The organism is Thermosulfurimonas sp. (assembly GCF_015491435.1).
In the GTDB taxonomy this organism is placed as follows: domain Bacteria; phylum Desulfobacterota; class Thermodesulfobacteria; order Thermodesulfobacteriales; family Thermodesulfobacteriaceae; genus Thermosulfurimonas_A.
On the sequence record NZ_WFVX01000024.1, the window covers coordinates 1 to 9,053 of the forward strand.

Consider the following 9,053-nt stretch of genomic DNA (forward strand, 5'->3'; position numbering starts at 1 on the left):
GGGCTCGAAGACCACCTGGACGATACCCGAACGGTCGCGAAGATCGATAAAGATCACCCCTCCGTGATCGCGACGTCGCAACACCCAACCCGCAAGGACCACTTCCTGGTCGATATGCTCCGGTCGCAGGATTCCACAGGGATGCGTGCGTTTGAGTTTCATAGCCACCTCCTTTTGCCTACCCAATTAAAACCGCAAGGCCCCGGGATAGTCAACCGAACCCTTGTCAAATTCGCAGGGAGAGGTTTATTTGTACCCATGATTGAACGGGAGCTGGCCGGGGAAAAAGAGATCGAACGCACCCTCCGACGCCTCACTCACGAGATCCTGGAGCGTTACGGAGGGGCCCGGGATCTGATCCTGGTAGGGATCCGCACCGGAGGAGTCCCTCTGGCCCGCCGTCTTCAGCGTCTGATCGAGGAACAGGAAGGAATAAAGATCCCGGTGGGAACCCTGGATATCAGTCTTTACCGGGACGACTGGAGTCGGATCTCCTTTCATCCCGAGGTAAAGGCCACCGAAATCCCCGGATCCATCGACGACCTCAATGTCATTCTGGTGGACGACGTCATCTACACCGGCCGCACCGTACGGGCCGCCCTGGACGCACTCATGGATTTCGGACGCCCCCGGAGGGTGGACCTGGCCGTGCTGGTGGACCGCGGACACCGGGAACTGCCCATCCAGCCCAATTACGTGGGCTTCCAGGTGCCCACCCGACCCGAGGAACACGTAAAGGTCCTCCTCCGGGAAATCGACGGTCGGGATGCCATCCTCCTGCAAAGCCCCTCTAAGTGATATTTTTCACTTATCGGTCCCCCTCTGGTCCTTTTGGTTCGAAGAAAGAAAGAGGTGCGGGATAAACCTTGTCAATCTGGCAGGGTCTATTAAAGTTGTATCCTGAGAAACACTCTCAATACGTGAAAAAGGGAACAAACATGGAACTCACGCTAAAGGAACGTTTGCGCAGGGGAGAGGTTCCGGAAGAGATACGCCGGGTAGCCGAGCTGGAGGGGATAGCCCCGGAGGAACTGGTTCGGGGCGTGGTGGAAGGGCGGATAGTGGTTCCCTGGAATCGAAGGGCGCGGCTGGATAGACCGTGTGCCATCGGTTCCGGGGTGCGAACCAAAATCAACGCCAATCTGGGCACCTCCAAGGACGCTCCGGACCCGGAAAAGGAACTGGAAAAGCTGCGGGTGGCCCTGGCCGCGGGAGCAGACACAGTAATGGACCTCTCCACCGGAGGGCCCATCGATGAGGTGCGCCGTCTCATCCGGGAACACTGTCCGGTGCCCCTGGGGACGGTCCCCATTTATCAGGCCGCGGTGGAGGCGGTGGAGCACAAACACAAATCCATCGTGGAGATGACCGTAGAGGAAATGTTCTCCGCGGTCCTTCGGCACGCCGAAGACGGCGTGGATTTTATGACCATTCATTGCGGGATCAATCGAGAAGTCCTACATCGGCTCGAACGGAAGGAACGGGTGCTGGGGGTGGTTTCCCGGGGGGGTTCTTTTATCGTGGAGTGGATGATTTACAACCAGAAGGAGAACCCCTTCTACCAGTATTTCGACCGCTTACTGGAGATCGCCCGGGAATACGAGATTACCCTTTCTCTGGGAGACGGTATTCGTCCGGGGTGTCTGGCGGATGCCACCGATGGTCCCCAGATCCAGGAGCTCATCATTCTGGGGGAACTTACCCAGCGGGCCTGGGAGGCCGGGGTGCAGGTAATGATCGAGGGTCCGGGGCATGTGCCGCTTGATCAGATCGAGGCCAACGTAAAGCTGGAAAAACGCCTCTGTCACGGGGCCCCTTTCTATGTTCTGGGGCCCCTTCCTACGGACATCGCCCCGGGGTATGACCATATAGTGGGGGCCATCGGAGGGGCCCTGGCCGCTGCCGCTGGGGCGGATTTTCTGTGTTATGTCACCCCGGCCGAACATCTGCGTCTGCCCACTGTGGAAGACGTGCGGGAAGGGGTTATCGCCGCCAAGATCGCCGCCCATGTGGCGGATCTGGTCAAGGGTATCCCCGGGGCCTGGGACAAGGATCTGGCCATGGCCCGGGCCCGGGCGGCCCTGGACTGGGAAGCCCAGATCCGTCTCTCGCTAGATCCGGAGAAGGCCCGCCGTTATCGCATGGAGGGAGGGGCCTCCAAGAGCAAGGCCTGTACCATGTGCGGGGAATACTGCGCCATCAAGGTCTTCTCCCGGGCCCGCAAGATCCTCCGGGGGACCACCGGCGAATCCTCCTGATCCCGCCCCCTCCGCTCCTCCCTTGCCCCGGGGAGAGAAAGGGTTTATCTTAAAAAAATACCGACCGGTCGGTTGGGAGGAAAGATGCGAGGAAAGTTGACCCGGGATCGGATTATTCAGGAGGCCCTGAAGCTTTTTCAGGAGAAGGGGATCTCCGAGACCAGCATGGCGGATCTGGAAAAAGCCGCCGGAGTGAGCAAGGGTGCCCTCTACTTTCACTTTTCCAGCAAGGAAGACCTGGTGCTGGCGGCGCTAGGACATGCGCGGGGCCTCTTTAAGCAGTTCCTGGAGGAGGCCTTCTCCGAGGGCCCGCCCCGCGAGTCCCTGAGGAAGTTTCTGGAAAAGATCTACCAAAAGATGGAGGAAGACGGATTTCGCACCGGATGCCTCTTCGGAAACACGGCCATAGAGGTGGCCAACCGCGAAAGTCCCATCCGGGATTTCCTGGAAGAAACCTTTGAGGACTGGAAGGAAGAGCTGGCCACAGTTCTCTTTCAGGCCCGAAACCGGGGATGTCTCTCCAGGGAGGAAAGTCCCGAGGATCTGGCCCTTTTCATCATCGCCGCCCTGGAGGGGGCCCTCCTCCTTTCGCGCCTCAAAAAGGACGGAGGGCCCCTAAAGACGGTCATCCGGGTCCTGGGGACCCTTATACCCCTTAAAGACGGAGGTAGATCATGAAAAAGATCTTATGGGCCCTTGGGCTTCTGGCCCTCCTTGCCGCCTGTGGAGGCCGCGGGGTCTATCTTTACGAAAACCGGGGTAACCCCTATGGCGGACCGGACCGCCCCTGGCTCATCATCGGGGCTCGGGGGGCGGGGTCGGCCGAACTGGAGAAGAAGCTCTGCCAGAAGGGGGAGCTCCGAAAGATCCTCTCTGAGGCCCGCATCCCGGAGGGACCCAAAGAAGACCTCTTCCATGCCGCCTGCGGACCCAAGGCCTCGGCGGAAAGGTTCCTGGAGATCTACTACGGGTTGCCGGACCAAACCCGTCTGCGACTCAAGAGGACCTTTGAAAAGCACGGCTACAGCCTTAACGACTACGGCTGTTAACCAAACCCGAAAAGGGAGGTGAAGAAGATGAAAAAGACGTTGCTCATCCTGGGCGGGCTTTTCCTTTTCTTTTGGTCCTGTGCCCCCAAGGCCCTCTATCTCACGGATATCCATGAACCGGTCATTCCGCCGGACACCCCCCAGCGTCCCTGGATCATGATCGGTAGCCGCAAATGGGGCTCGAGCAAGCTCTTCCGCAAGCTCTGTCTGAAGGGAGAATTACGGGAGATCCTGAAACAGGCCAGACTCTCACCCCGGGAACAGAAGGAACTCCTGAGCGCGGCCTGCGGCCCCGAGAGATCCACCGCTGCTTTCGTGCGGGCCTACTATAGCCTGGATGAGGAAAAGCGCTTTCGGCTTCGGGATGTCCTGGAGACCCACGGTTATGTGCTCAACGAATTCCCCTGTTGAGGGTAGGAATTAGGCCCGTCGGGGACGGGCCTTGCAAAGCTCGCACCTCCGATTATACTTCCGCCCAACTTTAATTTGCTCATACGGGGGGTCCCCGGGTGGACTTGGGCTTTTTTCGACGGGTAGCGGAGGAAGCGGCCCTCAGGGCCGGGGCCTTCCTCCAGCAACAGCTTTCCCGCCCCCATCATATCCAGCACAAGGGAAAGATCGACCTGGTTACCGAGGCCGATCCCCAGGCCGAAAGACTCATCCTGGAGGTCCTGCGGGAGAAAACCCCGAACCTTCCGGTCCTGGGAGAAGAAGTCGCCCGCACCGAACCCCGCGGACTTTACTGGCTGGTAGATCCTCTGGATGGCACCACCAATTACGCCCATGGCTTCCCCTGGTTCGGGGTTTCCGTGGCCCTCATGAAGGACGAAGAGGTCCTGGCCGGAGCGATCTATCATCCTCCCCTGCAGGAACTCTTTTCCGCCGCCCGGGGACAGGGAGCCACCCTCAACGGAAACCCCATCCGGGTCTCCTCCACCGAGATCCCGGAGGAGGCTCTGCTGGCCACGGGTTTTCCCTATAACATCCACGAGGAACCCGAGCAGGTATTAGGGGCCTTCCGGGAATTCCTGGTCCGGGTGCAGGGTATCCGGCGGGCCGGGGCCGCTTCCCTGGATCTGGCCTACGTAGCCTGTGGAAGGTTCGACGGTTTCTGGGAACCTTTGCTAAAGCCCTGGGATACCGCTGCCGGAGTTCTTCTGGTGGAGGAAGCCGGAGGGAAGGTAACCAATTACCGGGGAGAACCCTATTCCCCTTTTCAGAAACATGTAGTAGCCAGTAACGGTCGAATCCATTCTTTTATGCTTCAAATCACTTCCGGGTATGTACCCCGATGAAGGAATACCTTACCTGTCCCCACTGCGGAGGATCGGTGGAACGCTACCGTAATCCCTTCCCCACGGTGGATGTAATCATCGAGACCCCTCAGGGGATCGTTCTGGTAAGACGAGGACGGCCACCCTACGGCTGGGCCCTGCCCGGGGGTTTCGTGGATTATGGAGAAAGTCTCGAGGAAGCCGCGGTAAGGGAAGCCCGCGAGGAAACCGGACTGGAGGTGGAACTGGTGTGCCAATTCTATACCTATTCCCGACCGGGAAGAGACCCCCGCTTCCACACCATCACCACCGTATATGTGGCCCGGGCCACCGGAGTTCCCCGGGGTGGGGACGACGCCGCTGAGGCCAGGGTCTTTCCCGTGGAAGAGATCCCCTGGGAGGACCTGGTTTTCGATCACGCGGATATCCTCAAAGACTATCTAGGAGTGAGCGATGTTAAAAAAACTTCTGGAAACCCTCCCTCGACAACCCCGCTTCCTCGTTGTAGATGACGAAAATGATGTCCGAATCCTGCTTCAGGCCTATCTGCGTTCCCTGGGACTTCCGGTAAAGGAAGCCTCCAACGGTGAGGAGGCCCTGGACCTCTTCCTTACCCAGGGGCCCTTCGAGGTGGTTATCACCGATCTGGTAATGCCGGGCATGGATGGTCTCACCCTCATTCGCAGGATAAAAGAGCTCGATCCGGAGACCATGATCCTGGCCATGACCGGATACGCCCGGGACTATGGCTACGTGGATGTGGTGGCCGCCGGGGCCGACGACCTCATTCAGAAACCCTTCTCTCTGGAGGAATTCGAGGCCCGGGTGGCCCGAATCCTCCGGGAATGGAAACTCAAGGAGGAACTCCGGGCCCTTTCCGTGCGGGACGCCCTTACCGATATCTTTAACCGGCGGTATTTCGAGGAACGCCTGATGGAGGAAACCTATCGGGCCCTGCGACAGAACTATCCCCTGAGTCTGGCCATGATCGACATAGATCGCTTCAAGCTTTACAACGATACCCGTGGACACCAGGAAGGGGACAAGTTGCTCAAGTGTCTGGCCGACATCCTGTGTCGCTGCACCCGGGAGAAAGTGGATCAGGCCTTCCGCTACGGAGGGGACGAATTCGTGATCCTCATGCCCCATACGGATATCCGGGGAGGGATAAAGGTCTGTGAGCGGATTCTGGAGGCCTTTCGGGAGGCCGGCTTTTCCCCCACCACCCTTTCCATCGGCCTGGCCCGGCTCATACCCCATGAGACCCCTCGCCGCAGCGCCGATGATCTTCTGCGCCGGGCGGATGAGGCCATGTATCGGGCCAAACGCCACGGAGGAGACCGCATCGAGATAGATCCGGAAAGTCTCAAGCTGGAGCCACCCGAATCAGATCCAGACGCGGATTGACCCGGAGGATCTTTACCCGGATCTCTTCCCCGGCCCGTAACCGATAGCCCGGTGAAAGCTGCATCTCCACGGGAAGCATGAAATCCGGCAGAAGGACCCGGGCCCGACGTTCTCCGGCCTCAAGGACCAGCCCCGCTACCACCTTCCCCTGGAAATGCAGCTTAAGATACTTGAGAAGCCAGTAGCGATGGGTTCGGGAACGCACCTGAGCGGCTATGCTCTGAAGATCCTCCAGACGGATCAGGATCTCGCGGAGGGCTTCCTGGTCGAAGGGCAGGGGCTCCCCGGACAGAAAGGCCACCAGCTGGTGCTGGACCACCAGGTCCATGAGCCTTCTAATGGGAGAGGTTACGGTGGTATAGGCCGGAAGCCCCAGGCCATGGTGGAATTCCGGAGAAAGTCCCAGTTCCCCGCGGACCAGATACCGCAGTTGCTGAAAGACCTTGACCAGATCCTCCTCTTCCCCCTCCCGAAGGAGGCGTTCCAGGGGTTCCTTCTGGAACCGATAAAGGGCCGGCACCCCCTGGTCCGCCAGGAATCGGGCCGCGGCAAAGTTGGCGGCGATCATGAACTCCGCCACCAGAAGGCGCGCAGGGGTAAATTCCAGCCTTTGGAGACGAATCTCCCCTCCTTCCTCCACCCGGATCACTATTTCTGGAAGGGTTACTGCCAGCGCCCCCGCCTTCTTACGCCGGGCGGCAAACCCCCGGGCCAGATCGTAAAGGCGGATCCAGAAGGGGTCTCCACTCTCTATACGTTTATCCACCTCCTCATAGGTCATCCGCCGGGCTACCCGAATATAACTGAGGAGTAAACGGAACTCCTGCAGTTCCCCCTCCGGAGAGAAGAAAAGCAGAAAGGAAACCGCCGGGCGTTTTTCTCCGGCCCGGAGGCTGAGTTTCTCCTCGGAAAGGAGCGGAGGCAGCATGGGAATGATACCTTCCGGGAGATAGAGGGTCTGCCCCCGCCGCAGGGCCTCCCCGAAGACCTTGCTCCCGGGCGGCACCACCGAAGCCACATCGGTTATATGTACCCCCACCACCCAGCCCTCGTCGGTCTCTTCCACGTGCAGGGCATCGTCGAAGTCCCGGGTGTCCTCGGCATCGATGGTAAAGGTGTTAAGTGAGGTAAGGTCTTCCCGGGGCCGACCCCGCTCCCTGAGGCTTTCGGCCTCGCGCAGCACCTCCTCGGGAAAATCCACCGGGATCCGATAGCGCAGGAGTTCCAGGTTTTCGTCCTCCCGGAAGACCCCGGCCCGCACCAGGAGACGAAAGGGCGTCTCCGGACCGGTGGCCTTGATCCGGGTAAGGACCTCCCGGATCTCCCGGGCCCGGGGGGATTCCTCACCAAAAAGACAGTAATCGCGCAGGGCCGAGAGGAAATACTCCCGAATCTCCGGAGGGAGGTCCGGCGGTTCCTCTCCCCGCAGGAGTCCCCCCAAAAAGGCCTCGCCCAGGGATAGACGTCGGAGTCGCTCGGCCTCCCTTTCCCGGGCCAGACGCAACCTTTCCACCTCTTCCCGGCTATGCACCAGGATCTTTCCCTCGCGCCACCGAAAATAGAGACGATCCTCCAACACCGCCCGGACCAGCGCCGCGGCTTCGTCGTCTCCGCTCTGATTTCCGAAATAAAGGGCCGCCAGTTCGTAAGGATCAAAGACCTCGGCCTCATCCACCACCAGTTCCCACAGGGTGGGAAGATCTATCTCCGTCCGTAGGGCGGAGCGTCTTTTGTCCGTTTCAGCCAGAAGGGATAGGGCTTCGTGGCGGGAAAGACCCCGCAGACGCTTTCGGGAGAGAAGAAGGGTCTGCCCGGAGGAGACGGTTTCTTCCTTCCCCGAGGGCAGGAGCACCCGCAGGCGTTTTCCTTTGGTCCCCAGGACATAAACCGGAAGCGGCCGGCCATGCTGGACTACCTCGGCCAGCCGGCCAACCAGATCCTCTCGTTCTGCCATTAGCTCTGGGCCACCTTCAGGGCTTCGGAGAGGGACAGGGTGCCTTCGTAAAGGGCCCTTCCCACAATAACCCCGGAAAGACCCTTTCCTTCCAGGGGCTTAAGACGCCGGATATCCTCCACCGTGGAGACCCCCCCGGCCAGGGTAACCGGGACCTCCACCGTTTCCAGGAGCCTTTCCAGCCTCTGGGTATAGACCCCTTTTCCGGTGCCGTCCCTCTCGATCTCGGTAAAAATGAATCCGGCCACCCCGGCCTGCTCCAGGGTCCGGGCCAGCTCCAGATAATGAAGATCCTCGGCCTGGGTCCAGCCGGATACCGCCACCCTCTCCCCCCGGACATCCAGACTCACCAGGATCCGGCCGGGGAAACGTGCGGCTGCCCTGCGTACCAGTTCCGGTTCGCGACAGGCCACCGTGCCCAGGATAACCTGCGCCACCCCGGCCTCCAGGTATCGTTCGATGGTGGGAAGGTCCCGAATTCCTCCTCCCACCTCCACCGGGACCTCCACCGCCCGGACCATGCTCAGAATGATCTCCAGGTGAACCGGACGCCCCTCCCGGGCCCCGGAAAGATCCACGATGTGAATCTTCGGGGCCCCTTCCCGGACAAAGGCCCGGATCTGGGCCACCGGGTCCTCCCCGTACACCGTTTCCCGGGCGTAATCTCCCTGATAAAGACGCACACAACGCCCGTCCTTCAAATCGATAGCGGGTATCACCAGCATGTCTTATCCTCCGCCACCCTGCGGAAAGGGGAAATCCTTAAGGACCTTTTGCAGCCCCCGGCGGGCCAATTCCTCCGCGGTGAGCCAGCGAACCCCGCCGTAGAGTTTGATCTTGAAGAGATTCCGGCTCAGGGGTTGCTGGGTCTCATCGAACCAGCCTTTCCAGAGCACGCGCCCGGTTCGGGCATCGAAAAGGACCAGAGCGAAGGCCACCGAGGCCGGCCTTTCCACCGCATAGCCCTTGCCCCGGCGTTCCCGAAAACGGAAGATCTTCCCGTAAAGCAGGGCCTGGGTGCCGATTTCCCGGCCCAGGGCCTTGATGATCTGAGCGGGGGTGGGCTGGGCCAGATGGGCCAGGGCCCGACTCCACAAGACCTCAAAATCAT

The 9,053-nt window shown here is 60.3% G+C and carries 11 protein-coding genes and 1 pseudogene; 8 read left to right on the forward strand and 4 right to left on the reverse strand.

Going from position 1 to position 9,053, the window contains the following annotated elements:
• Positions 1-162: OB-fold nucleic acid binding domain-containing protein (locus F8J34_RS00880; RefSeq protein WP_297055459.1), on the reverse strand; the 162-nt coding region annotated here is incomplete at its 3' end.
• Between the two features lie 96 nt (positions 163-258).
• On the opposite strand from F8J34_RS00880, the gene pyrR reads away from it, so the two are divergent.
• The 8 genes from pyrR to F8J34_RS00920 all read left to right on the forward strand — a co-directional run bounded on the left by pyrR (position 259) and on the right by F8J34_RS00920 (position 5,988).
• The gene (gene pyrR / locus F8J34_RS00885; RefSeq protein ID WP_297055428.1) at positions 259-798 is read left to right on the forward strand and encodes a bifunctional pyr operon transcriptional regulator/uracil phosphoribosyltransferase PyrR; all 540 of its coding nucleotides are present in this window, start codon (positions 259-261) and stop codon (positions 796-798) included.
• 140 nt (positions 799-938) lie between these two features.
• Complete coding sequence (gene thiC, locus F8J34_RS00890; RefSeq protein ID WP_297055431.1) at positions 939-2,258, forward strand: phosphomethylpyrimidine synthase ThiC; 1,320 nt, start codon at positions 939-941, stop codon at positions 2,256-2,258.
• Positions 2,259-2,342: 84 nt separating this feature from the next.
• Positions 2,343-2,936 (forward strand): TetR/AcrR family transcriptional regulator, encoded by a 594-nt coding sequence (locus F8J34_RS00895; RefSeq protein WP_297055434.1) that lies wholly within the window; start codon positions 2,343-2,345, stop codon positions 2,934-2,936.
• Positions 2,933-3,307: a lipoprotein gene (locus F8J34_RS00900; RefSeq protein ID WP_297055436.1), complete on the forward strand. Its 375-nt coding sequence runs from the start codon at positions 2,933-2,935 to the stop codon at positions 3,305-3,307. Before F8J34_RS00895 ends, F8J34_RS00900 begins: the two co-directional genes overlap by 4 nt.
• A gap of 27 nt (positions 3,308-3,334) precedes the next feature.
• Complete coding sequence (locus tag F8J34_RS00905) at positions 3,335-3,718, forward strand: hypothetical protein (protein ID WP_297055439.1); 384 nt, start codon at positions 3,335-3,337, stop codon at positions 3,716-3,718.
• Positions 3,719-3,816: 98 nt separating this feature from the next.
• On the forward strand, positions 3,817-4,602 hold the full coding sequence (locus F8J34_RS00910) for an inositol monophosphatase family protein (protein WP_297055441.1): 786 nt from the start codon (positions 3,817-3,819) through the stop codon (positions 4,600-4,602).
• Positions 4,599-5,093: an NUDIX hydrolase gene (locus tag F8J34_RS00915; RefSeq protein ID WP_297055444.1), complete on the forward strand. Its 495-nt coding sequence runs from the start codon at positions 4,599-4,601 to the stop codon at positions 5,091-5,093. Before F8J34_RS00910 ends, F8J34_RS00915 begins: the two co-directional genes overlap by 4 nt.
• Positions 5,035-5,988, forward strand: coding sequence for a diguanylate cyclase (locus tag F8J34_RS00920; protein ID WP_297055448.1), 954 nt, complete (start codon positions 5,035-5,037; stop codon positions 5,986-5,988). Before F8J34_RS00915 ends, F8J34_RS00920 begins: the two co-directional genes overlap by 59 nt.
• On the opposite strand, the gene F8J34_RS00925 is transcribed toward F8J34_RS00920, so the two are convergent.
• The 3 genes and pseudogenes from F8J34_RS00925 to F8J34_RS00935 form a co-directional block, all read right to left on the reverse strand.
• Entirely contained in the window at positions 5,948-7,942 is a 1,995-nt protein-coding gene (locus F8J34_RS00925; protein WP_297055450.1) for an RNB domain-containing ribonuclease, read from the reverse strand. The genes F8J34_RS00920 and F8J34_RS00925 overlap by 41 nt on opposite strands.
• Positions 7,942-8,667, reverse strand: coding sequence for a 1-(5-phosphoribosyl)-5-[(5-phosphoribosylamino)methylideneamino]imidazole-4-carboxamide isomerase (gene hisA / locus F8J34_RS00930; protein WP_297055453.1), 726 nt, complete (start codon positions 8,665-8,667; stop codon positions 7,942-7,944). Before hisA ends, F8J34_RS00925 begins: the two co-directional genes overlap by 1 nt.
• 3 nt (positions 8,668-8,670) lie before the next feature.
• Positions 8,671-9,053: pseudogene (locus F8J34_RS00935) on the reverse strand (hypothetical protein); the annotation flags it as partial.